Origin of the sequence: Bifidobacterium leontopitheci (assembly GCF_009193355.1) — a bacterium.
GTDB classification, from domain to species: domain Bacteria; phylum Actinomycetota; class Actinomycetes; order Actinomycetales; family Bifidobacteriaceae; genus Bifidobacterium; species Bifidobacterium leontopitheci.
The window spans coordinates 24,120-50,584 of the sequence record NZ_WBVT01000023.1; the positions used below are offsets into that span (position 1 = coordinate 24,120).

Annotated in this window: 13 protein-coding genes; 11 read left to right on the plus strand and 2 right to left on the minus strand. The window is 60.4% G+C overall.

Translation table 11 applies throughout. The features are described 5' to 3' along the window. Positions 1-3: 3 nt before the first annotated feature. The 11 genes from drmD to F7D09_RS07590 all read left to right on the plus strand — a co-directional run bounded on the left by drmD (position 4) and on the right by F7D09_RS07590 (position 25,309). On the plus strand, positions 4-2,340 hold the full coding sequence (gene drmD, locus F7D09_RS07545; RefSeq protein ID WP_226836092.1) for a DISARM system SNF2-like helicase DrmD: 2,337 nt from the start codon (positions 4-6) through the stop codon (positions 2,338-2,340). Then, on the plus strand, positions 2,252-3,241 hold the full coding sequence (locus tag F7D09_RS11450) for a hypothetical protein (protein WP_226836094.1): 990 nt from the start codon (positions 2,252-2,254) through the stop codon (positions 3,239-3,241). The genes drmD and F7D09_RS11450 overlap by 89 nt, the downstream gene beginning before the upstream one ends. After that, complete coding sequence (locus F7D09_RS07550; RefSeq protein ID WP_226836096.1) at positions 3,241-7,350, plus strand: Eco57I restriction-modification methylase domain-containing protein; 4,110 nt, start codon at positions 3,241-3,243, stop codon at positions 7,348-7,350. The genes F7D09_RS11450 and F7D09_RS07550 overlap by 1 nt, the downstream gene beginning before the upstream one ends. Position 7,351: 1 nt before the next feature. Next, positions 7,352-8,323 (plus strand): 5'-nucleotidase, encoded by a 972-nt coding sequence (locus F7D09_RS07555; RefSeq protein WP_152234787.1) that lies wholly within the window; start codon positions 7,352-7,354, stop codon positions 8,321-8,323. A gap of 16 nt (positions 8,324-8,339) precedes the next feature. Further along, positions 8,340-12,074 carry a DISARM system helicase DrmA gene (drmA, locus tag F7D09_RS07560; protein WP_152234788.1) on the plus strand — a complete coding sequence of 1,245 codons (3,735 nt, stop codon included), beginning with the start codon at positions 8,340-8,342 and terminating at the stop codon, positions 12,072-12,074. Positions 12,075-12,076: 2 nt separating this feature from the next. Continuing rightward, positions 12,077-14,134 (plus strand): DUF1998 domain-containing protein, encoded by a 2,058-nt coding sequence (gene drmB / locus F7D09_RS07565; protein ID WP_152234789.1) that lies wholly within the window; start codon positions 12,077-12,079, stop codon positions 14,132-14,134. A gap of 2 nt (positions 14,135-14,136) precedes the next feature. Continuing rightward, a complete protein-coding gene (gene drmC / locus F7D09_RS07570) occupies positions 14,137-14,892 on the plus strand; it encodes a DISARM system phospholipase D-like protein DrmC (RefSeq protein WP_152234790.1) in 756 nt (251 codons plus the stop codon). A gap of 36 nt (positions 14,893-14,928) precedes the next feature. Next, positions 14,929-17,241, plus strand: coding sequence for a UvrD-helicase domain-containing protein (locus F7D09_RS07575; RefSeq protein ID WP_152234791.1), 2,313 nt, complete (start codon positions 14,929-14,931; stop codon positions 17,239-17,241). A 132-nt stretch (positions 17,242-17,373) separates the two neighbouring features. Further along, positions 17,374-17,556 (plus strand): hypothetical protein, encoded by a 183-nt coding sequence (locus F7D09_RS07580; protein WP_152234792.1) that lies wholly within the window; start codon positions 17,374-17,376, stop codon positions 17,554-17,556. Positions 17,557-17,702: 146 nt separating this feature from the next. Then, positions 17,703-21,137: a PD-(D/E)XK nuclease family protein gene (locus F7D09_RS07585; protein ID WP_193312381.1), complete on the plus strand. Its 3,435-nt coding sequence runs from the start codon at positions 17,703-17,705 to the stop codon at positions 21,135-21,137. Between the two features lie 23 nt (positions 21,138-21,160). Next, positions 21,161-25,309: a UvrD-helicase domain-containing protein gene (locus tag F7D09_RS07590; protein ID WP_152234794.1), complete on the plus strand. Its 4,149-nt coding sequence runs from the start codon at positions 21,161-21,163 to the stop codon at positions 25,307-25,309. A gap of 221 nt (positions 25,310-25,530) precedes the next feature. Here the strand turns inward: F7D09_RS07590 and F7D09_RS11175 are convergent, their stop codons facing one another. Then, the gene (locus F7D09_RS11175) at positions 25,531-25,695 is read right to left on the minus strand and encodes an ASCH domain-containing protein (protein WP_193312382.1); all 165 of its coding nucleotides are present in this window, start codon (positions 25,693-25,695) and stop codon (positions 25,531-25,533) included. Position 25,696: 1 nt separating this feature from the next. Beyond that, a complete protein-coding gene (locus F7D09_RS07600; RefSeq protein ID WP_226836098.1) occupies positions 25,697-26,188 on the minus strand; it encodes a hypothetical protein in 492 nt (163 codons plus the stop codon). Positions 26,189-26,465 lie beyond the last annotated feature (277 nt).

Here is a 26,465-nt window from a genome sequence, read left to right on the forward strand (position 1 = left end):
AGCATGGCAATGTCGGTCATCGACGGGCAGCGGACGATGCCCGCCCTGCCGGAAGTCGGCAACATCGTCGAGGTCCGCGGGGCTACTTGGGCGGTCACGGACGTGACCGAACAGGGGCTGTCCCGCAGTCCCGCCGACGAGTCCCGCAGCGGCAAGCAGCACGTCGTGTCGCTGCAATCCCTGGAAGAGGATCGCATGGGCGAGGAGCTGTCGGTCATCTGGGAGCTGGAAATCGGGCAGACAGTCATTCCAAGCCGTGGTCTTCCTGACGTCATCAACGCCGACTCCTTCGATGATCCGAACCGTCTTGGCGCTTTCGTGGACGCGATGCGCTGGGGTGCGATCACCAGCGCGGATGACGGGAAGTTCGAGGCCCCGTTCCGTACAGGCGCCAACCTGGAGCCATATCAGCTGGAACCGTTGCGCCGTGCGATCACCGCCCCTCGTACGAACCTGTTGCTGGCCGATGATGTCGGCTTGGGCAAGACCATCGAAGCGGGCATGGTGATTCAGGAGCTGCTGCTGCGTCACCGTGCGCGCACGGCGATCATCGTGTGCCCGCCGTCTCTCTGCCTGCAGTGGCAGGATGAGATGCGCGAGAAGTTCGGCTTGGACTTCGTCATCATCAATTCCGCGGCATTGGCCGACGCCCGTCGCCAATACGGGTTGGGGTCGAATCCGTTCCGCTTGTTCCCGCGCGTGATCGTGTCGATGGCGTGGGTGCCGTCGGTTCGCGCACAGCGTCTGCTTGAGGAGATGTATGCCGAAGTCGGGCGTCTCAACAGCGCCCGGCGGTATTCGTTCGACCTGCTTGTCGTCGATGAGGCCCATCATGTAGCCCCTGCTGCGCCGAACGCGACCGGCAAGGCCCGCGGCTATGCGGTGGATTCCAAGCGTACGGAAGCCGTCCGCAGACTGGCCGAACATTGCGAGCACCGCCTGTTCCTCTCCGCGACCCCGCATAACGGCTATTCGGAATCATTCACCGCGCTGTTGGAGATGGTTGATTCGCGGCGTTTCACTCGTGGAGCCGGCCTCACCCAGAAGGCACTGGATGAAGTCATGGTCCGCCGTTTGAAGACGCAGATCAGCGACTTGCACTTCAAGCAGCGCCGTATCGAGCCTATTCCGTTCACCCCCACCAGCGACGAGGAAAGCCACTACCAGCTTCTGGACGATATTCTCACGACCACGGCCAAGACTCAGCCGGACCGGCATTCCCTCGGCATTACGGCGCTGTTGTTCAAAAAGCGCCTGCTGTCAAGCCCATGGGCGTTCTCCAGAACGTTGGGCCGGTATCTTGATGAGCCGGACAGCGATGCCTGGGATCCGTTCGATGACGGGTATTACACCGAGGTCATGGGGTCCGGCCAGTCGGATGAGGAGGAGGGTCTTGAGGATCAGCCCGAGTCCGAGGCGTTGCGCAAAGGCAAAGCCGACAATCCGCTTGAGGCTGCGCAGCCGGGCCAGTTGGAGGAGCTGTCCGATTGGGCTCATGGTTTTGAGGGCAAGCCGAATTCCCGTCTGCAGGCGCTTATCGATTGGCTTGATGCAACCTGCCGACCGAATGGACGTCAACAGTGGAATGACGAACGGGTCGTCGTATTCACCGAATATGCGGATACCTTGGATTGGATCCAGATGGTGCTGGAATCACGCGGCTATGGCGCGGACAGGCTGGCGGTCATCAATGGCGCCACCTCCGCGGAGGACCGCGAGCGCATCCGCGCCCAGTTCAACACCGACCCCGCAAAGGAACCGATCCGCGTGCTGCTGGCCACGGACGCCGCGGGAGAAGGCATCAACCTGCAAACCTACTGCCATCGTCTGGTGAACTTCGATGTGCCGTTCAACCCGTCGCGTTTGGAGCAACGCATCGGCCGTATCGACCGGTATGGCCAGACGCGGACTCCGGAAATCTACTACTTCTGCCCCGATGACCAGTCCGGCGCACTGTACCACGCCGATATGGAGTTCATGCAGCGGATTGTACAGAAAGTGGCCGTTGAACAGCAGGACATGGGCACGGTGAATCCGTTGATCGACCATGACATAGTCGACCGGTTCCTGCATTCGGAGGAGTCGGATAATTCGGAGGAGCCGCAGGCGTCGAAGGCGTCCAAAGCCGAGGAAACGGATGAATGGATAAAGAAGAACGGCGACGCAATCAATCATGCCCTTGCCGGCAGTATGGAACTGAACAAGCAGCTCACGAATCTCGCACAGGAGTACGAGAAGAGCAAAAAAATCGATGCATCTGTCCCCCGAGGCCGAGCTTCGCGTGGCGAACACCGCATTGGAACTCACGAACCAGCCTCAGCTGATTCCGGTCGAGCATGACGGCAAACCGGAGCCGGGAGTATTCCGTCTGCCCGACCTGAACCGCAGCTGGCAGCCGATCGCCAATGGCCTGCGTATGCTGCTCGACCCGACGACCATCCGGCCGATCACCTTTGATCCGACGATCGCCAAGCAACAGCCTGATGTGGCCTATGAGCATCTGGGCAGCGAACTGATGACCAAGGCCGCCCGCGTACTGCGCAGCAACCTGTACGGGCAGGAGTCGATGCTGCATCGTGTCACGGCGGTTGTCATACCCGGACTGGATCACACGTGCGCAGCAGCCGTGTCCCGCATGGTGCTGGTTGGCCGCGGCGGCCTGCGCGTGCATGAGGAGGTGTTCGTCACCGGTTTGCGGTTCAGAGCGCAGAACATGGCAGAGGACATAGTCCAGAATCTGCTCGACTCCTCGCTCGACGCCTCTCATACGCTGTCATTGGCGAGCCCGACCATCCTGGCCCATCTTGGCGCGGCGTGGGATGCCAACAATGGCCGACTCCGCACCAGGCTTGAGGCCGCAGTCGCCAAGAAGGCGGAGAAACTGCAGCAGGATAGCACCGAGAAACTGGAGGAGCGTCGCGATGCCGATCTCAATCGAGCCAAAGGCATTTTCGACCAGTTCCGTTCGACGCTGCATGATTCGCTCCGGAGGATTCGACTGCTGGACGAGACCGAGGATGGTCAGTTGATGCTTGACCTGCTCAGTGAAGACGAGCGGCGTCAGCGTCAACGCGACATCCGCAAGATGGAGGATCGTCTTGATTCTCTCGACGACGAGGAGCAGCGGGAGCTTGACATGATTCGCACCCGGTATCAGGATGTCAAACCGTATACGACGATTGCCGCGCTGGTATTCGCCGTCAGCGAGCAGGACGCCCGCATGTGGGAGGAGGAACGATAATGGCCGCAACCCGACACACCTTCACGCACGCCGGCAGGTCCGCCCGCCAGATGACCGCGGCGCAGATGCACCGTGACTGGCTGCAGCTGGTCATGGCGGACGGCCCGTTCCTGGCAGTCCCCCCGCTCAAGAAGGCGTGGCCGCAGGGCATGCATTCCATACGCCAGCGTCCGAATGGCAGTGCCGTTCTTAAGGAGCTCAAAGACCGGAAGGCGAAGTTCGAGCAGACGTGGGACGAATGGTACCGTTCACTGGTGAACGATGATTCGAGCGTACGCGAGCACTATCTGAACCGGTATCGCAAGCAGCGTGATGCATGGGCACAGTTCGTGCTTCGTGACATGCTCGAATGGGAACAGGCATATGCGCCGCTGACTGCAGGCTCAGCGGACGCGGCGGTCTACCGCGTCATGTCGCCGAACGAGGCCGTAAGCGTCGAACCGACCGGCATGATGCGCTTGGGAGACCGTATTGGCGCATTGGTGCTGACCGTCGACCCGGTGGAGGGCGATCTGGCCGATGACCCCGGCGACGGCTGGTCGGCCAACGCGCTCGACCGTATGGAGAACATGCTGCGCGTAGAGGATTCCACTTGTTCGATCGGCGTGGTGACCGACGGCCGCTGGTGGGCGATCGTGAGCGCGCCGAAGAACGGCTCGGCGGCATGGGGACAGTTCGATTCGCAGATGTGGATTGACACTCCTGCCGTGCGTGACGCGTTCGCCGAGTTGCTGGACGTCCGGCATCTGCTGACCGGTGCGGAGGAGAATCGTCTGCCTCATCTGTTCGCCGAGTCGGTGACCGCCGCCGAGGAAGTGACGGACACGTTGGGCCGTCAGGTGCGTCAGGCCGTGGAACTGGTTATCGCCGCGTTCAGCGAGGCGTCCGCGCGCGCCCGCGAGGATGGTCTGGCCGACCCGTTGCCCGAGGATGGCGAGGAGATCTATGAGGCGACCGTCACGGTGATGATGCGCGTCGTGTTTCTTCTATTCGCACAGGAGCGCGGCCTTCTGCCGCAAGGCCGGCTGTTCGAGAGCGGATATGGTCTGGCCGGCGTGCTTGACGAGTTGGATGCGCGCGCCCGTGAAGACGGAGAGGAGTCGATGGACGGCACCGGCATGGTCTGGCATCGTCTGCTCGCCACCTCGCAGGCCTTGTATTACGGCGCATCGTTCGAGGACATGCGGCTGCCCGCCTATGGCGGCTCCGTGTTCGACCCGGAACGTCACCCGTTCCTGACCGCGCTCAACGAGCACGGCGAACTGGCGTTGAGCGTGCCGGACCGCGTCATGTACCACGTGCTGCGGGCCGTGCAGATCGCCAACGTGAACGGCGAGGCGCGCCGCATCTCCTTCCGCGACATCGACGTGGAGCAGATCGGCTACATCTACGAAGGCCTGCTCGGCTACACCTGCCGACGCAGCGACGATACCGTGCTCGGCCTGAACGGCACGATCGGTTCGGAGCCGGAGATACCGCTCGCCACCCTCGAACAGCTCACCGCAGGCCTTGAGGCTTCCGACCCTAAGGGCAGCAAGCGCGCTGCAGCCATCGGCGCATGGGTGAAGGGCAACGCGACCGCGTCCAAGGCTCCGTCAATCAGCGCAATGGCCAAGATGATCGCCGGCAAGGAGCCCGAGGACGGCGAGCGTGCGCTGCTTTCCGTCAGCCATGACACGACGGTGCAGGATCGACTGCGCCCGTGGCTGGGGCTGATCCGCCGCGATCTGCGCGGCAAGCCCGTCGTGTTCCTCAAAGGCGACCTGTATGTGACCGAAACCCCGTCGCGCAAGAACGCCGGCGCCCACTATACGCCCAAGACGCTGGCCGAAGATGTGGTGCGGTACGCGCTTGAACCGCTCGTCTACAAGCCCGGCCCATACCAGACCAACGACCGCGACAAGTGGCGTCCCATCTCGTCGGATGACCTGCTCGACCTGCATGTGGCCGATATCGCGTGCGGTTCCGGCGCGTTCCTCGTGGCAGCCGGCCGCTATCTGGCCGACCGGCTTGTGGAGGCATGGCACCGGGAAGGCACCATGCCGGGCGGCACTTCGGAGCAGGTGCGCAACAAGGCCATGCGTCAGGTGGTGGCGAAGTGCCTGTACGGCGCGGACATCAACGAGATGGCCGTCGAGATGTGCAAGCTGTCGCTCTGGCTCGTATCGCTCGACCCGCATCTGCCGTTCAGCTTCGTGGACAACAAGATCTTCCACGGCAATTCGCTGCTCGGCGTGACCAGCCTCGCGCAGGTTAAGACCATGCGCATCGACGCCAAACCACAACATGCACAGGGTAGCCTGTTCCTCGACATCGCTGGCGGCGATATGGTCGAGGCGGTGGACGTGGACGGCATCCTGCGCAAGGTGCGCCGACTGCGCGACCAGCTGTCCGACGAGATCAACAATGATGATCCGCAGCGTTCCGCCAATGCGAAGCGCCGTCAGATGCGCGCGATCGCTGATGCCCTCACCCAGGTGCGACTGATCGCCGACGGCGTGATCGCCGCAGGACTGCAGGTCGGCGGCAAACCCGGCAAGCAGCTGGACGAAGCCTATGACAATCTTGCCGTGGCAGCCGGTCGCGCGTTCCCCCATGACGGTGCTGACGGTGACGACACCATGCTGCGCGGCATCATCACACGCGGACTTACGCCGACCGTGCCGACCGACTATGAGCAATGGCAGTGCCTGCACTGGCCGCTTGAAATCCCCGAAGTCATGGAGAACGGCGGCTTCGACGCCATCATCGGCAACCCGCCGTTCCTGGGCGGCCAGAAACTCACCGGCGCAATGGGCGATAACATGCGCGACTGGTATGTCAATGTGATCGCAAACGGACAAAGCGGCAGCGCTGATCTGTGCGCCTATTTCTACCTGCGAGCACTCGATCTGCTGCGCAAAGACGGCACATTCGGCTTGCTGGCGACCAATACGATTGCACAAGGCAAAACACGAGAAGTCGGCCTCGACCAAATGATTGAACGCGGGTTCACCATCACCCGAGCCATCCAATCGCAATCATGGACCGTCGCTAGCGCCAATGTGGAGTATGCGGTGGTATGGGGCGTTAACGGCAGGGTAGGCGATAGTATTCTCAAGGATTGCGACGGCGTGATGGTCAAGCGTATCTCCACGCTGCTAGAGCCCACCGGGAAAACCAGCACCCCCCCCCAATCGCTGATTGAGAATATCAGTATCGCTTTCCAAGGATGCATCGTTCTCGGTCAAGGTTTCATCATCCTTCCGGAAACTGCGCAACAGTGGATTGTCGCCAACCCGAAGAACAAGGACGTGCTCTTCCCATACCTCAACGGCGACAACCTGAACAAAAACCCGGATTGTTCGGCATCCCGTTGGGTCATCGACTTCACAGGGAGGAACGAAAAGCAAGCATCGGAGTATGTACTGCCTTATGAACATGTTGTAGAAAATGTCAAGCAGGAACGCTTGGCGAAGAAAGATCCTACAACTAGTGGAGCTCCTTGGTGGCTCTTTCTTAGGACAAGGCCAGAAATGCGTAGAACCATATCCCCACTCGACAGGGTGATTGTCATTGCGCAGGTAAGCCGCACGCTCATGCCACAAATGGTCAGCAACGATCAGGTGTTCGACGCAAAACTCATCGTGTTCGCCACTAATCGTTACTCGGACTTGGCGGTACTGTCCTCGGCCATGCACCGCGATTGGGTGATCAAATACGGCACCACCATGAGAACCGACCCTACGTATACGCCATCGGCGGTATTCGCCACGTTCCCGCGGCCAACGACCGGCCTGAATGATCTCGCGGTCATCGGCGAAACCTTATATACCGAGCGCCGCGAAATCATGCTACGCAGTAACCTCGGTCTGACCGACCTGTACAACCTCGTCAACGATCCCGATTCGTCGGAAGCGGACGTGGCCCGTCTACGCGAGATCCACAAGACGCTCGACGAGACGGTCATGGCCGCCTACGGGTGGGATGACGTGCCGCTCAAGCACGGCTTCCACACGTATCGCAAGATGACCCGTTGGACGGTATGCCCCGAGGCCCGCGTCGAGATCCTCGACCGTCTCCTCGAAGAAAACCACCGTCGATACGCGCTCGAGCAGGAAGGCAAGTGAGATGCCACAGCTACTGAAACAGAAGTCGCTGGTGATCGGCGTGGCATCCAGCGCGTTGTTCGACCTTGCCCAAAGCGACGAGATCTTCCGCGAACAAGGCGTGGAGGCATACGAGCAGTATCAGGACAACCATATTGATGAACCGTTCAAACAAGGCGTGGCATTCCCGTTCATCTCGAAACTGCTGGAATTCAACAAGCTGTTCAGCAATCCACATGAAGAAGGCGTCGAGGTCATTGTGATGTCACGCAACAGCCCGAAAACCGGCTTGCGGGTGATGAACAGCATCGAGCATTACGGCCTGGGCATCACCAGGGCCATCTTCCGCAGCGGCATGTCCACCTTCGATTTCATCAACGTGTTCAACATGTCGTTGGTCCTTTCCGGCAACGAGAAGGACGTGAACGAGGCTGTGGAGAAGGGGCTGCCGGCAGGTTACGTGCTGGATTTTGATGGATACGTAGACACCACGTCGAACGAGCTGCGCGTCGCCTTCGATTTCGATGGCGTGCTTGCCGGCGACTCGTCGGAACGCTTCTATCAGCAAGCCAAGGCGAAGGATCCGCAGACGGCGCTTGAACAATACAGTAAATACGAGAGCGGCCACGCTGACCAGCCCATTGAAGGCGGTCCGCTGAAGGCTTTGCTGGAGGGAATCAACACATTGCAGGACGCCTCCCGGGCAAGCGGTATGGCAGACAAGCCCGAACTGCGTGTATCCCTGGTGACCGCCAGGGACGCCCCAGCGCATAAACGCGCCATCAAGACCCTGGAACAGTGGGGTCTATCCGTCGATGACGCGTTCTTTCTGGGAGGACTGGATAAGGCACCGGTCCTGAACGAACTCAAGCCGCACATCTTCTTTGACGACCAGATAGTCAACCTGGACAGTTCGGAACTGCATATTCCTGCCGTTCATATCCCGTTCGGCGTGAGAAACGCCACCAACAGCAAGGAGGACGCCAATGCCTGAACAGCAGCATATCCCAATGCCAAGGAAGGAATACAAGCTGCAGACCCCGCTCGACAGCACATCCTATGCGGTTCGAGAGAACCTGCAGAACATTCTCGAAAGGGAACTGTGCGGTCCGTCCGAAGGCGACAACGAGGTGATGGACATCTCCCCCAAGACGAAGTACATCCTCGGACGCATCGCGCCGAGGCGAATCCACGTCAGTGAAGACGAGCGAGACGATCGCAGCGGACTGCCCTACCTTGATACCGTCGGAGACAGCGACGATGAAGAGGACGACGATTCCGAAGACGTGGAGAACGGCGGGGACGAGAACCAGGATGAACCGCAACGCCGCGGCCTGATGATCCCCTCGTCTATGGGATTGCGCTTCCAAGTGCCGGATGACGTGGATGCCGTCACCGCACACTGCTCATGGGGCGTCTACAGCTCTCACAAGACCGGAGAGACGGACTCCAAAGGCAAGGAGATCCGCAATTTTTATCGCACGCCGATGCAGTATTCGGCGACCATCAATCTGCGCGCGTTGCAGGAGGGGCAGACCGCCGCCATCGACGTGACACCGTCCGATTCGGGTACGGTCAAGCTGCTGGTGGACGTATACAACGAGCCTGCCCTGCGACGTCGACTGGTCGAAGTGGCGTTGTGCAACGACAAGGAGACGGACCGCACCATTCCGGTTTCGGAATGGCTGTTCCAGACCAAGCTCGAAATCGACGCCGGCGGTCAAGCCGTGTTCCTGCCCGTCCACGACTGGCTGGAGGACACCTCGTTCGAGGACGAGACGGACGTTGAGGAACAACGTCTGCACCTGCAATACCGCAACAAGCTTGAATTCGCAATCGGCCGCACCTGTTCGGCCGACTGGACGGTGTCGCCGGACCATCCGCGTCGCGCCGTCACCGTACGCACCACATGGCTGCCGGTCGCGGACATCCCACAGACCAGTGCCTCCGCAGACATTCCGGGCACGGACCTCGACATGACCAAGCTCGCAACAGCCGATGCCGAAACCGTGCACAAATGGCTGCAGCCCATCGCCGACGGGTATGCGGCATGGTTGGACGAGCAGCAGCAAATCGCCGACCGGCTGCCCGAACATCTACGCGGCACCGCCGACGAAGTCATCGAGGAAGCCTGGCAAGTGCAACGCCAGCTTGCCGATGGCATCGATTTCCTGACCCATGACGAGGAAGCATTGCGCTGCTTCCACTTCATGAACAAGGTGATGGCCGACCAGCGCGTCCACACGCAGATCGCCGCCAAGCGTGCAGGCGATGCGTCGCTGACATTGGCACAGGCAGAGCAGAAGGTCTACGAGGACACACAGTTCCCACATCATTGGCGCGTGTTCCAGATCGCGTTCATCCTCATGCAGGTGCACGCGCTCAGCGATCCGTCGCTGAAAGTGCGGTCAGACCCGCAATGGTCGATGGCCAAAGCCCAGCTGCTGTTCTTCCCGACCGGCGGCGGCAAGACCGAAGCCTATCTTGGCCTCGCCGCCTACGCGTTCGCCGCACGACGCCGGCAAGGCATCATCGACAGCCCCGACGGCAAGCTGAACGGCAATGAGGGCGTGACCGTGCTCATGCGCTACACGCTGCGCCTGCTCACCTCACAGCAGTTCCAACGTGCTTCGGCGCTCGTGTGCGCCGCCGAGCTGGAACGCCGCAGGAACCCGGAAGTTTGGGGTGACGAGCCGTTCCGCATCGGCCTGTGGGTCGGCACCAACGTGACGCCAAAGCGCGTCAAGGAAGCAGACGCGGAAATCAAAAAGCTCAACAGCAGTGGCGCGAACAAGAACCCCAGCGTATTGCAGATCATGAACTGCCCATGGTGCGGCAGCTCGCTGTCAGGGTACCCTCCACAGGTCAATATGACGATCGGCAGGGTGTTCGTTCGATGCTCGGACAAAACCGGCCAATGCCCGTTTGCCGATGGCGGTCAGGTAGAGGAAGGCATCCCCGTGCTCACCACGGACGAGGAGATCTACCGCCTGGTGCCCGCCTTCGTGATCGCCACGGTCGACAAGTTCGCCCGTCTTGCACGCGAAAGCGCCGCCTCCTCGTTGTTCGGCTACGTCGGGCGTAAATGCGACAGGCACGGATACGTACCGCAATTCGGCGCCGACGGCAGCGCCGATTACGAGGAATGCGCAGTCAAGGACGGTCATCCGAAGACAAAGGACGGCTACCCGAAGGCCCTAGTGCATCCCACGATGAGGCTACGCCCGCCGGATCTCATCATCCAGGACGAGCTGCACCTGATCACCGGTTCGCTCGGCACCACGGTCGGCCTGTTCGAAGCCGGCATCGACGTGATGTCCACATGGAAGGACGCACAGGGACATGTCATCCGTCCGATGATCGTGGCATCCTCCGCCACCGTGCGCAAGGCCACCGACCAGATCAAGAATCTGTACGCCCGCGGCACCACCATGTTCCCGCCGCAGGTGCTTGACGCATCCGACACGTTCTTCTCAAAAGAAGTACCGGTTTCTGCCGAGCATCCCGGCCGCCGGTACATCGGCATTTCCGCCACCGGCGTACGTCTGAGCAATACGGAAATCCAAGCCGCCACCACCCTGCTGAAGGGCGCCCAGCGAATGATGGATGATCCCGATGGCGGTAATGCGGCCGACCCGTACATGACCCTGGTCGGATACTTCTCCACCACCCGGGAACTGGCCGGCATGGCACGATTCATGCAGGATGATATCAGCATCCGCGTGCGCAACCACCGTATCGGAAGCCTGCTACCTCCCCGCCGCGGAACCAAGGGCAACATGCTGAACGTCGGCGAACTGACATCACGCATCGCATCCTCCGACATCGTGGGCACGCTGAACGCCATGAACATCAGCTTCGACCGCCGATACGAATCGGCTGAAGCATGGATGCGCAACAACGAGTTGCAGCAGCACCACAAGAAACCGGTGTATCGGCCGGGCGAGCTCCCGTTCGACGCCGTGCTGGCCACCTCAATGCTGCAGGTCGGCGTCGATGTGCCGCGATTGGGCTTGATGATGATCGTCGGCCAACCGAAGAACACGGCCGAGTACATTCAGGCATCCTCCCGAGTCGGCCGTGATGCCAAGCGTCCCGGCCTGGTCGTGACGCTTGGCAATTGGTCCCGCCCGCGTGACCTGGCTCATTTCGAGCAGTTCCGCGCCTACCATGATTCGTTCTACGCGCGGGTCGAACTGCTGTCCGTCACGCCGTTCTCCATCACCTCGCTGAACCGGGGCATCGAAGGGCTGCTGGTCAGCGCGGCGCGAGTCCTGCAGGCGAATGTCCAGGACGGCTTGTCCCCCGAGCATGACGCCGGCCAAGTGGACGAACAGCAGCCGTTCCTCAATAGCCTCATCGAGAAGCTTGAGGAGCGTATTCAATACGCCGCCTGCGACGATAGCCGGGCGCAATATGCGGCCGAACTGCTGAACAACCGGCTCACCACATGGCAGTCACTCGCCAAAACGGCTCGCGGAAGAGGACGCACGCTCGTCTACGAGCGCATCCCCGAAGGGAATGACACGCTGATGCCGCTGATGTGCTCCGCCGAAGCACTGGGCGACCAGGCGCAGGCCGACACCGGAGGCAAGTTCGTAGTCGCCAATTCCATGCGCGAAGTGCAGCCGGAAATCAACATTCTGGTGTCCCCCCTGCCCGAGAAGCTCGCCCGCGTCGATAAAGGCGGAGAGCTGCCGTGGCAATCCCAAGATTCCAATGACGACAACGAACGGAAGGCCTGACCATGAGCGAAGACAACAAACTGGTGTACGACGCAGACGCCATCGTCGACCCGCTGGGCGACGACGAGGCGCAGGACAGCCGGCAGAAGCATAAGAACTATGCCAAGGTGGGCTCCTCCCGCAGCTCCACGCTGCTGTACACCTATGGCCCGGGAGCCATCATGGACCTGCCTCATTTCACGGTCATGCCCATGGGACTGGAAGCGTGGGATCGTGTGTGGAGCAACGCCAACTCAGGCATTCCGGATATCCACGCGCCACGTCTGCTGGAGAGCGTACGAATCATGCTCGGCCGGCAAGTTCAGGAACTGCGCCCGTTCCCGCGCGAGACGGCGACTTCCGGAGTCCAATCGCAGGAGGGCGGAAGACTCGGCGTACCGGCCCGCGTTTTCCCGCAATGGCTGCGCCGCACCGGCTGCAACAAGCTGGCCCCCGTCGCGGATTTCGTGAACGGCTATCGCAACGTCAACCGCTACCGTCCCGACCAGGCGCAGTTCATGCACCTCAATTGTGCCGGCAATGGCAAAGGCAAGAGGACCGCGCGCCTATGCATTCCGGCCCGCTACCTGCTGGTGTGCCCCAACGGTCACGTGGATGAGTTCCCCTACGATTGGTGGGTGCATTACGGCGAACGTTGCGCGTCCGCGCCCGATCATCCGCAACTGCGCATGTACGAGGGCCCCAGCGGCGCCAGCATGATCGAATGCAAAAGCTGCGGCAAGCGCCGTTCCATGAGCGAAGCGCAGGGCCAGGAAGGGCAGAAGAAACTGCCGAAATGCCGCGGCCGGTTCCCGCACCTCAACTCATATGACGAGCATGGCTGCAATCAGCAGGTTCGTCTGATGCTGATCGGCGCATCCAACCTGTGGTTCCCGGTGACGCAAAGCATCATCGACATGCCACGTCTCGACGAAGCCAAGGAACGCCAAGACCTCTACGACGAGTTGACCAAGCTGCTTTACGAGAACGGCAATGCGTGGATGCTGGAAGAGGACGACTACGACGGCATTTTCAAGACCATCTCGCATCATCCCAAGGCAAGCGCTCCCCTCAAAAAGGCGATAACGTCTCCTGTCGAGCTGCAATTCCTGATTAATCACGCACGCGCAGAAGAGGAGAGCACGGAGAAGGACCGACAGGAGCGAAGGAAGAACTGGGATCCCTCCGATCTTCGCGTTCCCGAGTGGACATTTCTGCAACGAGATCTCTTCCGGGACAGATACACCGAGCCGCAGAGCGGCATCACCGTCCATAAAGAAACGGTCGCGCCTGCAGTGTCTCAGGCCGGCATCACCCGCATACTGGGCGTCGACAAACTCCGTAAGGTCAACGCGCTCCTTGGCTTCACACGCATCGACGATTTCGAACGAGCCAATGATATCGGCCATCGGCTCGTCGGGCTCACCCACGACAAACCGCAATGGGTGCCAGCCACCGAAGATCTCGGCGAAGGCGTCTTCATCCAGCTGGATGAAGAGAAGGTCGCCAAGTGGGAGCAGCATGTGCTTCGCAGCAGCCTGTGGGACGCACATCGCGAGGCTCATAAGCGTAACTTCTACAACCGATTCTCCAACACCTCGAAAGACATCGACCCGGATGACCGTATGCCGCAGCCTCGCTATTGGCTGGTGCATACGCTGTCCCATGCGCTTATCAAGACGATGGCCATGTCAGCCGGATACGGCATACCCAGTCTGAACGAACGCATCTATGCTTGGCCGGCAAAGGATGATGACCGGCCGGCTGCAATCGGCGTGCTCATCGCCACAACGGCATCCGATTCGGACGGCACGCTCGGAGGTCTGGTCAGTCTCGCGGAACCGGACAGTTTCGAGCGCATCTTCAACGAAGCGCTTCAGCTCGCGCATCGGTGCTCCTCGGATCCGGTTTGTGCTCAACGCGTGCCACAGGATCCCGAGGACTTTCTGCACGGTGCGGCCTGCCACTGCTGCTGCATGCTGTCGGAAACGTCCTGCGAGAGGGCAAACCGTTTCCTTGACCGACGGTTCCTTGTACCCTTGCCCGGCGAGTACGCCGATCTCGCGTTCTTCGGAGACTGACCATGGACGAACAACAGCAGGACGCGCTCATAGCCCTAGGAGCATATCTGACCGGCACAGAAGCCGAGGAAATGGCCAACCGGCTCGAGGCCGGAGAGACCCTCTCCCAAGTCCTCGGTGTCACGCAGGCATCCCGTAGGGCACCCATCCGGAAGCTGTTCAAAGCAGCAGGATACGGAGCCGGCGACGAACAGCGGCAGCTGACAGTCGCCAGCCTGCGCGGCATTCAGGGCGCGCACTCCAATGTCGCCGGCATCTCCCCTGTCTGGACGGCTCCGCACCTGCTGGCAAGCGTCGGCGACCTGAACTCGTCACGCAGCCGGCTGGTGAAAGACGCCCGCGTGTCCATCGTCTGCTCGACGTACAACTTCCAAGCCTCATCCGACCTTTGGAAGGCGCTGACCGACATGGACGCGGAGCATCCCGAGGTCACCATGCGGATCTACGTCGACTCATCGGCCAACGACGGGAAGACGACAGCCGGCAGCAAAAGCCTGTCGCCAGAAGAGATCGCGCGCGGATTGCCCCGTGCCTCCGTGTTCCGCACCAAGGAATACCAGCAGGGCAGATGCTACCGCAACCATGCCAAGTTCCTCGCCATCGACCATGAGCTGCTGCTCGTCACCAGCGCGAACTTCTCATACAGCGCAGAGAACCTCAACATCGAGCTTGGGCTGAAGGCCGAGAACCGGAACCTGACCGAAATGGTCGAAAACGAGATGAGACATCTTGAAACGCACGTGTACGAGCAGGTGTAATCACAGTCAACAACGCATCACAAGAAAGGTGAGCACATGTCACAGCCAGCAGACAATCCGGTGACGATCGCAATATGGTTCGAAGCGATCATCGAATTATTCAACTTCCAGAAGGACACGCAGAAAGCGTTCAAGAACTTCGTGCGAAAGCTCAAGACCGACCCGACGCTCAAAGGGCTGAACGTTGAACCTCTGAACGGCACGAAGGACCGCGACATACGGTCGATCCGCATTACCCGGGGATGCCGTGCAATCGTCGCAAAAGAGACGAAGAGCAATACCTATACGATCCTCCATCTTGACGAAGGACACGACGACGCCTACGCATGGCTGAGCCGGCGCCGCATTGTCGCCAATGAATTCACCAACACCATGCGTCTGGATACGCTGCCCGATCCCGAGCAGCTCTCGCAGATGCTGTCAATGGGTCAGAACAACGGCGAATACACGGATCCGTTCGCATCCTTCAGCGACGACGACCTCACAGGATTCGGCGTACCCTCCGAAGGCGTATTCGTGTTGCGCAGCGCACCCTCACAGCAGGCGGCCAGGATGATGTCCTATCTGCTGACGGATCAAGCCCGGGCTTGCATCGACCTCGCCCTCGAAGGATACGGGAAGGACGACATCACCAGCCTGATCGCCGACGAACGCAAGCAGGGCGCCGCCTACGGCTTCTCGCAGGCCAGCTCCTCGCAGGAGTTCATCGACGCAGCCGGAGACAATCAGGAGGAGCGCACCATGCGCTCGATGCTGACGTCGAACGGCACACAGCAGCAGTTCGTGGTGCTCACCGACGACGAGGACCTTGAGCGTCTGATGAACGCCCCGCTGGCGCAATGGCGCGTGTTCCTGCACCCCACGCAGCGAGCCGTGGTGAACGGCGACTATTCGGGGCCTGCACGGGTCACGGGAGGAGCCGGCACCGGCAAGACGGTGGTGGCCATGCACCGGGCGCGCCGCCTCGCGCAGAATCTCATCAGGCAAGGCAGCAGCCAGAAGGTGCTGCTGACGACCTACACCGTCAACCTCGCCGACGACATCCGGGACAACATGGCGCTGCTATGCACGAAACAGGAGCTGGAACGGATCGACATCGTCAACCTGGACAAATGGCTGTCCACGTTCATGAAAACCCATACGAAATACCGTCTCGAATACAAGACCAGCGGACTATGGCAAAACGCCAAGACAGCCATTTCGGACAGCGCGGTATTGGGATTGCCGGTCGACTTCTTCATCCAGGAATGGGAGCAGGTGATTCTCGCCAATGACATCACCACGAAGGAAGAGTATCTCGCCGTTCCACGTCGCGGACGCGGGGAGCGACTGACCAAGGCGCAACGCGAATCCGTATGGACCGTTGTCGATCGGTACCGCCAGCTGATGGACGAACGCAGGCAATATGATTACGCGTACGCCATGCACGTTGCGGCAGACATGCTCGACGGCGCTTATTCCGATGAGAAATACGCGTTCATCGTAGTCGACGAAGGACAGGATTTCAGCGCACCCGCATATCGTCTGCTGCGCAGCATGGTCGACCGTCACGACAACGACATCTTCATCACCAGCGACAACCACCAGCAGCTGTACGGCAAGCGGGTCTCGCTCAGGCAATGCGGCATCCCGATTGCCGGGCGCAGCTTCCGCCTCAAGGTCAACTATCGCACGACAAGCGAGATCAAAGCAGTTGCGGAAACCGTCAGCTGCGCCGCCGGGGCGAACACGGTCGACACTGTGCTGCAAGCCATGAAGGAAGCCAAGAACGTGACGTCCAGCGTCTCCGTCGAGCGAGTTGAGGATCATAAGCAGCAGGCCGATGACTTGGATTACTCGCTGAATGGCGTGTTCGACGATTCACCCCAACAGGAATCGTTCGGAGACGGCATCTCGTTGACCCATGGAGAATGGCCGGAGGCGATTCGCTGCAAGAGCTGGAAAGCGCAATTCCATCAGGTGACACAATGGATTGACGAAAAACTGTCGCAAGACTCATCCGCCAAGCCTGAAGGCATGTGCGTGATCGTGCGTGACAACATCCATGTGGACGACTGGGTGAGCGCACTGCGTTCCGAAACCACGTATGGGGCGCTGCGCCTGGACAAGTCCATCAAGGACACAGCGGACACGCCAGGCATTCGCGTGGCGACGATGTACCGCGCCAAGGGATTGGAATTCGACTATGTGGTCGTGCCTGACATCGACCAGTGCCCGCCGCCGAATCTGGTACGTCGATTTGCCGATGACGCCAATGCGCTGTCTCAGCTGTACCAGCAGGAGCGCAACCTGTTGTACGTGGCCATGACCAGGCCGCGCAAGGAGCTGCTCGTCACCGCGGTCGTATGATCTGAACTTCGGCGTGTCGCGGGGTGGAACTTGGAATTTCCCGCCCCGCGACACGCCGATGTTCCCCCTCCCCCGCAAGTTGTCCGGTTGAAAAGAGCGTCAACGAAAGATGCTCTTACGAAAGGACATGACATGGGATTCTTCTTCAGCGACGAGCCGACATACGACGTGGTCAAGGTGGGCGGCTGGTTCTTCGGCGATCAGGTGGTGCTCGGGGACGTATCGATGGACGAGGCGCAGGATTACATCGACCGACGCTCCGGCTGGTTCAACGGCGACGGCAACACGTACAAGATCGTTCGGCACAGGGACTGACCTCTAACAGCCGGCATATTGTCCGGTTACATCGCATAGGACCATCAACCAAAGAAGGAGCAAGGAGCCATATGGGATTGCACATCATGAAAACGCAGGCCCGCGAGGATGCGCTGGCATCGTTGTTCGACCGGATCGCCGCGGACATGGCCGCGGCCGCCGCAGGCGGATCAGGCGACGGGTCGCCCACTAACCACAATCAGCGATTCGTGCTGATCACGCCGGCCGGCTTGCGCGCGTATGCCGAGCGACGCACGCTCGGCTACCTGCGCAGCCATCCCGTCGGACTGCCGGGCGTGACCATCGCCGTCCACTCGTTCACCAGCATGGCGCGGCAGCTCATCGGCAACCATTACGGCGGCCGGTACGCCCTACCCGAGGTGAGCCTGCTCACGTTGCAGACGTTCCTTGCGATGCGCATGCGGGACGATCGTGAGACGTTCCGCAAGGCCGGCGAGACGTTCGGATCCATGAACCAATTCGCGGCCCAGATCGTCGAACTGATTGGCGCCGGTGTAAGTGCCGCCGACATCGAAAGCATGCCCGAAGCCGGAAATCGTCTCCGCGCCCTGGCGAAGCTCCTCGCATTGGTGGAGGCCGAGTTCAGCCGGTTCACGCTGCCGGGGGCGAACGCGAATGTCGTCATCCCCTGGGCCAAGGACCACGGAACCGGCCTGCACGTCTACCTGTACGGGTTCGAGCAGATGACGGCGGATGAGCTTTGCATCGCCGAAGCCTTGGCAAATCATGCCGAATGCACGCTGATGGTTGAATCGGAATGCCGCCCGGATTTCGTGGATGTCCTAGCCGGTTCGGTCACGCCCACCGATGGACCCTCCACCCTCACGCTGCCGGCACTCGCTTCGGCTTGCGGAACCGTCGACGCGCGGCAAGCCGACGACGAGACCACCGAAGTGCACCGTGTCGTCAGCGCCATCAAGTCGCTTCACGACCATGCCGAAAAGGAAGGCAGACAATTCTCCTATGGCGATGTACTGGTCACCGCCCGTGACCTCAGCGCGTACCGCACAACGTTGGCCGCCGAATTCGCCTACCATGGCATTCCCGTCAACGCGACACCCGTGGCGACAATCGCCGACCAGCCGTTCGCCGACCTGCTGCTCGGCTTGCTGGACGACCGCCTGTATGAACCGGAGCCGGACCCAACCGTGCTGTTGCGCGTGTTCCGGTCGCATCTGTTGCACGGACGCTATCGGATCGCAGACCGCGACCTTGACCTGCTGGAGGACGCGTTGTACTCCAGTGACCCGAAACGCGTGTGGCGGCGGCGTTCGGGGTCGGATGCGCTCAGCCAAACGATCGACCGTATTCGCACCGTAATCGATGAGGCCCGGCCGTTGTTCGCCGCCCGCGATGATTGCGACGATACTCGTACCGTGCGTGAGGTGCTCAGCGGCATGACCCGTTTCCTCGTACGTATCGGAGCCAATGCGTCATGGCGGATTGTCTGCGGCGAAGCCGACACGGATTGCGCGCAGCAGGAACGGGAACACGCCCGCGAGCGCCTGTTCGAGCAGACCCGTACCGCATGGAATCTCGTCATGGGCGAGTTCGATGCCCTGGTGTCGTATTTCGGCGATGAGCCGTTCTCCAAGCTTCGCCCAACGTTCGCGGATAATGTGCGGTCCTTACTGCTCGGGCATACGGTTCATGATCAGACGAAAGCCTCGAATGCCGTGGACGTCATCGCGTTCCCTGCGCCGATGCGGCCGTACCGTCACGTGTTCGTATTGGGCGCGGTCGAATCGCAGCTACCGGCGATTCCACATGAGACCGGTCTGCTAGATGATGCCGAACGCCGTACGCTTGCCAGCGCACTCACCGATGCACATCACCGCGTCGAAGCCGCAGCATTGCTCATGCCGACAGTCGAGAGCAAGGCACGCCGGGAGATACTCGCGTTCAACCGGGTGCTCCGCTACGCGCATTCACTGACGTTCTCATGCCCGCGCACGGTGAACGGCGTGCCGCAGTCGCTGTCACCGTTCGTTGCGGAATCGCTGTCCGCCACCGGGAACGACCCGATCCAGGAGCACAACGACCGTCTGATGCCACACGTCCGGACGATCGACGATCTGGACTCCTTCGCCGAGGGTGAGCCGCATGCCGTCACACTTGTCGAGCAGAACACGGTGCTGGATCCGGCTCTAATGCTCAGCCTGTTCACCAAGCCGGAACGGACGGACGACGATACGGCGGAGCATGTGATGAACGTTTCCGTGTCGCAGATCGAGAAGTTCTACGCGAACCCGTTTGAAACGTTCCTCAGCCAAGGTCTGAAAATCAGGCCGGTCAAGCCGTTCCAACTCACTGCGGCAATCGAGGGCAGCTTCCGTCATGCCGTTCTGGAACGTGTCGTCGCCGTGAAGATCGCGGCGTTGGCGCATGGCGGCAAACTTGACGACATTCCGTCGGTCTATCGCAACGCGAACGTGGTGAAGTCCGATGACGAGCTGATCAGGCTGTTCTGCGACCTGCATTTCCGCCCTGAACCGATTGCCGACTGTCCGCTGCCCGAGACGACCCTGCTGGAGGACAACGAGGATTTTGCGATTCTGGATTCCAGCAAGCGCATGGAGGCGGTATGCAATCAGCTGGGCGATGCGCTGACCGCGTTCGCGAGAACGCTGCGGAATACGCAGGAATCCTGGCAGAAGGATCTCGTTCACGAGCAGTCGCCGGCGGCAGCGAATTCGAAGACGCATATCAGGCCTATGTTCACGGAGAAGCAGTTCGGCGATATCCGCGGCGTGCAAGCCGACTGGCCTGCACTGGAGACGCATGCGCGTGGAAGCAATGGCGAGCAACCAGTCGACGTGGCAGTGCGCATCCGAGGCAAGGTCGATCGCATCGACACCATCGAACGTGAAAACGAGAAGGGACTGGTAGTCATCGATTACAAGTCGTCACCCCGATCGCTGTTCGGCTCCAATAAGGAGAACGCCGGGACGATGGTGGCTTACGGGCATGAGCTGCAATTGCTCACCTATGCGCTGGCGGTCAGGGAATCGGTCGCATCGCAATCACCGATTGCCGGCATGTTGTTCCTGCCGATGAACGGCAAGAAGCAGACCGTCCTCCCCGGAACCCTCAAGGACAACACGGAAACCGGCACCCCCGACCTCTGCGGCACAGGATTGCATCCGTCGCGCGAAGGCAAACTGTCACTGAACAACGCGGGATGTCTCGTGAATCCATGGCAGGCGCGAAATGCCAAGACCGCCCTGCCGACCCCCACGCTCGAGTCGGAGGCCCATCTGAACGCACTGTGCGCCTATGCACGGCACATGACCGTGACCGCCTGCGAACTCATATTGGACGGAGACATGCCCGTCGCGCCGTATCGCCTGTTCAATGGCGGCGAAAACGGCAGGGACGGTATGACGTACAGCGATTACCCGGACGTGATGGCGCTGGATCTGCTGGACGAGCAGGCCTGGCGCCTGCAGCTACCCGTATCGATGGATCAACTGAAGGCAGAGGCGGCCCGTCTGTCGCGCGCAGCGATGGCAGACGCCAGTGCCGCCGCAAAGCAGACTGACGGCGACACTGGGCAATAGACGACGAGTTGGAAGAAGGAACAATGAAGAACACCACGAGCAAGGACAACAGGTATTTCATCAGCGCTTCGGCAGGAACCGGCAAAACCACGCAGCTCCTGCAGGACGTCATGCTCGACCTGCTGAATCCGAACCACAGTAATCACACGTCCATCCGCGAATCGCTGATTATCACATTCACCACGGCGGCCGCAGCCGAACTCCGTGCCAAGCTGGACCGCAATCTCAGGTTTGCAGTCGATTATGCACGCTCCTGCCAATCATCCAGCGGCGAACGGCCGCATGACGTGAACTACTACATCGGCGGCGATGACGGGCCGCTCGCACGCATGATCGCAAGCGACCCCGAACGGGCGGCCGTCGTGTTCGCCCGTGCGGTCAACGAACTCCCCTCAACGCAGATCAGCACGATAGACGCGCTCAACAAGCACATCGTGGATCGCAACGCCGATGCGCTCGGCATCGACCCCGGTTATCAGATCCTGGCGGACGAGGCGATCCGGTCCGGCATGCAGCAGAAGGTGATCGGCAAACTGTTCGAGCAATGGTATGACCCAGCCGATCCCGAACATGACGATTTCATGGACCTGCTTGACAACACGGGTGGCGCACGGCACGATGACGCGCTCGCACAGGAGATCCTCGCCCTGTACGATCAGTGCCAGACCAAGCCGAACGGCATAGCGTGGCTGGACGGCATGTCAAGCCTGTACCGGATTCGCTTCACCCAGCAGAAGCCTCTGAAAGGCGCGAACGCGTTCGTGGACGGGTTCGTGCACGAATGGCATGACACTCTGGAGAAGCTGCGTCAGAAAACGGCCGTTTTTCTCGCCAAGGTGAACACCACCTCGGTAAGTTCCGGCGACAAGATGAAGCTGGTTGAAGACAGCAGAACCTTCGGACGGGTATTTAAGGCGGCGGATGAAGTATACGAACGATACTGCAAGGGCTCTTGGGATGATGTACGGGACGCATTGGATGCGGCCGCCGCCGAAATCCGCTCGGTCAATAACGGACACGATAACCCGTCAAGCGCCAATCTCAATGCGCTTGACGACCTGTTCGCTGATATCGGCATGAAATCCGATGAAAACAAGGATGCCATCAAACTGCTTAAACAGGTGCAGCAGCACATCAACCGGCAGTCGTCACCAACCAAGACAGATTTCCTCACCCTGCGTGACCTGTTCGCCTTGTCGGCCGAGCAGATGGACCGGCTTGACGACGTCGCACAGCGACGTCTCGACACCTTGCGCAGGGCGGTCAAACGGTTCGCTCACGATTATGATGCAGCAAAGAACGATGCCGCCTTGCAGGACTATGCCGATATCGCCCATCTGGCTCTTCGCGCGCTTGAACGCCATGATGATGTGCTGCGTCGCATCAACGAACGGTGGCGGTATGTCTACGTCGACGAATGTCAGGACAACAACGCGTTGCAGAACCGGTTCATCGACCTGATCGGGCAGGGCGCGGATAAGGTGACCATGGTCGGCGACGTCAAGCAGAGCATTTACGGGTTCCGTCATGCGCAACCGGAGGAGTTCCGGCGCAAAAGCCGGGAGGTCGCACCGGAGCACCAGTCCGCGCTGACGCAGAACCACCGTTCTGTTCCGGAGATTCTCATGTTCGTTAACACGGTGTTCGACCACCTGATGAGCGAAGGCATGGGGGGCGCCGACTATCTGCAGGACCGTTTTCAGATTGCCGCCGACGGCCCAACCCACGCATACGATCCACACAGCGTGGAACTGCTCATCCGCGCGAAACAGACCGACGGGGAGGAGACCGACGAGACGCCATCCCCGCGCGGCAGCGCAGACCAGCAGCAGGTCGACATGATCGTCCGCCGCATCCGCCGGCTGCATGACGAGGAACAGTACCGATACAGTGACATCGCCGTGCTGGAACGCAGCACGAAACTGTTCGCCCAGTTGCATGACGCCATGGTGGAAGCCGGCATCCCCGTCGAAGTCAACGGCGTGGGCGACTACTACCACACACCGGAAATCGTCATCGCATTGGATTGGCTGCGCGCGATCGACAATCCGCACCGTGACGTTCCCCTGGTGGCGGTCATGCGCGCACACGGCATCCCCGACAATGATCTGGCGACCATCAGGCTTCTCGGCAAAGGCAGCTTCTACACGCTGTTGCAGCGGCTTGTGCATCCTTCGGAACGGCACCCGCTGCCGTCTCCCCTGCCAGGCAATCTGGGCGATGACGAGCATCTGGAAGCGCTGCGCTCGTTCCTCGATACGCTTGAGTCGTTCCGCTCATACGCGGCGACGCATACGGTAGACGAGCTGCTCTGGCATGTCTACCAGCAGACCGGCTGGTATGACTACTGCGGCCTGCTCCCCAACGGGAGGCAGAGGCAGGCCAACCTCGCGCAACTGTGCGTCAAGGCGCGGACGGTCAAGGATACCGGCGAACATGGGCTCCACGCGTTTCTGGACGCCGTGGAGCAATGGGCGGCCAACGACAGCAAGGACGTCAACGCAGAGGCGTCCACGCAGCAGAGCAAGGATGCGGTGCACGTCACCACCATTCACAAGGCGAAGGGATTGCAATGGAAGGCGGTGATCCTTGCGGACGCCACCTCGAATGCGTTCAACGCGCAGAACCTTTCCGCATACGTGACGGTGCAGGATCCTGAAGATGCCGGACGCTGCATCACGGCGTGCAATATCCACGACGAACGGCTGCAGACCACGGTCAAAACACTTCAGTATGCGCAGCAGGTGAGCGTGGCGAAGCGTCAAAGCATCGAGGAACAACTACGTCTGCTGTACGTGGCGATGACACGGCCGGAACGGAAGCTCATCATCGCAGGGATCGTCGATAAAGAACCGGAACAACTGCTGGAGACCACCGCCGTGACCGCCACGGATGACGGCATGGTTTCACCCGACGATATCGTGGAATCCGGCACGTACATGACGTGGATACTGCAAGCGCTGTGGGCGGCGAGTGCGCACACGTCCTCGAACAAGGAGACGTCAGACACCGACAAATGCACGAGCGCCGGCTTCGGAACCCTGTCCGCTCCAATCAGCAACGACAACGGAGTGCTCGAATACGTCATGCCGCTTCCTGACGGCCTCAAGCCGGATACCGTGACCGGCAATGCGGAAGGCCGACGGTTCGTCATCGCCGTCGATAACAACGACGTACCCGAACAGACGCTGGCATCCGCGTCATCTCATGATGCGGTGATGCAGCGTCCGTCACCGAATGGTTTCAAGACCGTCGGTCAGCGCACGTTGGATGATGAACGTATTCCCGTCACGATCAACGCCTCCGGCATTCGTCGCTGGGCGGAGACGACGGCAGCCGACACCGAGGACGAGTCCGGCATCACCTCGGTAGAGCCTACGTCCCCAGACTCCGGCAGCGTGAGTTCATCGGAACAATACGCATGGCGACGCCTCTCCTACCCACTTCCCGATTTCCTCTCAGACAGGCAGCAGCAACCGTCTGCTGCGGAAATCGGCACGGCCGTGCACAATGTGCTCGAACAGTTCGACTGGTCGGTCCCCGCGAGCAAGTCGGAGTGCGAGCATGAGCTCCGCACCGTGATACGGCGACTCGAGGATGTGCGGATCATATCCCCGCAGACCGCCTGTGCAGTCGAAAACGGATCACTGTTCGACGGCATGATGTGGTTCGTATGCGGAGGTCAGGATACAGATGACGAGAACGGCAACAGTCTGGATAGCAACGATTCCCAGAACGCAGCAGGTCTTGTTTCCGCAATACGTTCGCACCGCGATCGGCTATACCGAGAAGCCCCGTTCTCCATGCTCATGGACAAGCTCGAACTGGAGTCTCTCGCCATCGCCGGCACCCAACGGGATACTAGTGCGAGAGCCGCGAACCGTTGCGTACAGGAACCGGCTGAAGACGGGATCGTCGTCCGCGGCATCATCGACGCATACTATGTGGACGAGGAGTCGCGCAGCATCGTTCTGCTCGACTACAAGACCGATGCCGTACTGGCCGAAGAACGAGACGACCTCGGAACATGGCACCGGCGTCTACGCACCGAATATTGGGGACAGCAGGCACTGTACGCCAAGGCATTGGAACAGCTGTATCCAGGATACACGGTCACGCAACGCTGGCTGGTCGGCCTTGCCGGCCGACAGTTCATCGATATGTGTCGGTAAGCGTCACGCTTACGGCAAGCCAGTCGTATCGCAGCAACCGGCAGTACGCTGTCTCACAGACATGCACACGAGTGTCATGCCATGCCGAACCGTCAAAACCGGTTATGGTGCTGGAGCGTTCCGTCACCGCGAAATGCTTCAGCACCACCTGCGTGTCGTTGTCCAAAGCGAAAGCCAGGTCGGCGAACTCGCTACGATACTCGGCACTATCCCAGAGCACCTCATGCGAGCGCCGCCGCGCCACGGTCGTCGGAATCCACCAGAATTGACTTGTCATCCACGTTCGACAGCGTTTCGCCGCACTCGGCATAGTCGATGAGCAACGCGGCGGTCGCGGTCTTCACGCCGTCGCGGATGAGCCCGACCAGCCGGCCGCCGGACGACATCCTACTTTAGGTATGCCGTCACCTTGTCGAGGAAGAACCTGACGTTTGTGGAATAGTTTGGATATGCGACGCTCAGTTTCACTTGATCGCTCGCGAACACCAGCACGGCATTATCGTAAACGAAATCTTCAGCCGAATCATCTCCCACGGATGTGCGTTCTGCGTGCCGTTCCACGGCATCATACCGACGAAGCGCCTCATCGAGCCGCTCCACTGAGAACGACTCGATGTCAAGGTACTGATCCTCTCTGGAAAGCTTCATCAGGAACAGTTCCTCACCGGAGCGAGAACCATCGACCACGAATATGCTGTCGATGGCCGCACGCAAGTCATCCAGTAGGCTATCCGTACAGGCAAGGTCACGCAAACGGGATGCCAACGTCGAACGGTCACCTTCATATCCCGGAATCTGCGGCGAATGCTCTTCAAGCGCAAACAAACTGGAGACGATTCTAAAAAACGTCAGACGCTCCTCATCGGTTCCCTCCGCCATAGCCCTGACTGTCGGACTCTTATACTCGGTGCCGTAGATCTCCCCCGCAGCCTCCACCGCCGTAGCCCAACAATGCTGTAGAAGAGTACGAATCTGCACTTCCACATGGTACGCCGCATCCTCGGACGCCACCTTACACAACAGATGCCGTGACCGTGTTTGTTGTTTTGATGGGTGGGTTGATATGACGAGAGGCTTCTAGGCAGAATGGGTGGTGCCTTAAACCTATCCGTTCTAGCGAAGGAGCCTCCATGGTCAAGGGTAGCAGTGCCAGTGT

Coding starts and splice junctions, on each gene's coding strand:
- F7D09_RS07580 (WP_152234792.1), top strand. CDS start 17,374: ATGGGATTCTTCTTCAGCGACGAGCCGACATACGACGTGGTCAAGGTG.
- F7D09_RS07585 (WP_193312381.1), top strand. CDS start 17,703: ATGGCCGCGGCCGCCGCAGGCGGATCAGGCGACGGGTCGCCCACTAAC.
- drmC (WP_152234790.1), top strand. CDS start 14,137: ATGGACGAACAACAGCAGGACGCGCTCATAGCCCTAGGAGCATATCTG.
- F7D09_RS07550 (WP_226836096.1), top strand. CDS start 3,241: ATGGCCGCAACCCGACACACCTTCACGCACGCCGGCAGGTCCGCCCGC.
- F7D09_RS11175 (WP_193312382.1), bottom strand. CDS start 25,695: ATGTCGTCCGGCGGCCGGCTGGTCGGGCTCATCCGCGACGGCGTGAAG.
- drmD (WP_226836092.1), top strand. CDS start 4: ATGGCAATGTCGGTCATCGACGGGCAGCGGACGATGCCCGCCCTGCCG.
- F7D09_RS07555 (WP_152234787.1), top strand. CDS start 7,352: ATGCCACAGCTACTGAAACAGAAGTCGCTGGTGATCGGCGTGGCATCC.
- drmA (WP_152234788.1), top strand. CDS start 8,340: ATGCCAAGGAAGGAATACAAGCTGCAGACCCCGCTCGACAGCACATCC.
- F7D09_RS07590 (WP_152234794.1), top strand. CDS start 21,161: ATGAAGAACACCACGAGCAAGGACAACAGGTATTTCATCAGCGCTTCG.
- F7D09_RS11450 (WP_226836094.1), top strand. CDS start 2,252: ATGCATCTGTCCCCCGAGGCCGAGCTTCGCGTGGCGAACACCGCATTG.
- F7D09_RS07575 (WP_152234791.1), top strand. CDS start 14,929: ATGTCACAGCCAGCAGACAATCCGGTGACGATCGCAATATGGTTCGAA.
- F7D09_RS07600 (WP_226836098.1), bottom strand. CDS start 26,188: ATGGCGGAGGGAACCGATGAGGAGCGTCTGACGTTTTTTAGAATCGTC.
- drmB (WP_152234789.1), top strand. CDS start 12,077: ATGAGCGAAGACAACAAACTGGTGTACGACGCAGACGCCATCGTCGAC.